The organism is Aminobacter sp. P4_D5, assembly GCF_056401815.1.
The window spans coordinates 1-824 of the sequence record NZ_JBFUIP010000548.1; the positions used below are offsets into that span (position 1 = coordinate 1).

Below are 824 nucleotides of genomic sequence, written 5' to 3' on the forward strand. Positions count from 1 at the left end.
ATCCAGTCCGCCCGGGTCACGATGAGCGGCAGGCCGAAGGGCGCCGTGACCGTCTCCACCGTGCAGCCCTCCGGCAGCGCGGCCTCGGCGGCGTCGGCGATCCGCGCCGTCACCGAATCGGTGGTGTTGCTGTTCACGACGAGGATGCGGCAGGGCATCTGGTTCTCCGGAATGGGGGTTGTTCTGGCGCGTGATTCGGACGGCGAGGTCATCACGCTAGATGGTGCCCGGTCAGCGGGAAGTGCTGTATCCTATCCCGCGATGGCTCCAGACACCCAGGCCCTGGCCGATCCCGGCCCCAGCTACACCGGCGCGATCCGCGGCGCCGGCGGGGCCAAGCATGGCCGCTTCCTCGGCCGAATCGGCACGCGCGCCGCCGTCATCCTGATCCTGATGTTCTCCGTCCTGGCCTTCCTGGCCGGCAACTCGCTGTTCCTGCTGACCCGCCAGGGCGCGATCATCGAGGAGATGGGCGTGCGCGACCGCGCCGCTATCGAGGCCGTGGACGACTTCTCTACCGACGTGGCCGACTTCGCCCAGGGCTTCGCCGCCGTCCTGGCCGGCGTCCTGCCGCCGACCGTCACCGCCGTGCGCATGCAGCGCAACGCCGAGGGCATCATGGAGAGCTTCGACCTCCTGATGTCCATCGTGGGCAGCCGGATCGATCCCATCGCGGCCGCGGGCGCGCGTGACATGCGGGCCCGCCTGCCCGACCTCGGCGAGCGCACGCGCGACGCCTTCGCGCGCCGCCAGCGCGACCAGTACGCGCCGCTGCAGGAGGAATGGCTCGACATGGTCGTGGCCTTCAACCGGCTCTCGAGCGA

At 70.5% G+C, this 824-nt stretch carries 1 protein-coding gene; it reads left to right on the plus strand.

What is annotated here, in order from left to right; all coding sequences use genetic code 11:
* Positions 1-261: 261 nt before the first annotated feature.
* Positions 262-824: hypothetical protein (locus AC1DWF_RS33410; protein WP_476842793.1), on the plus strand; the 563-nt coding region annotated here is incomplete at its 3' end.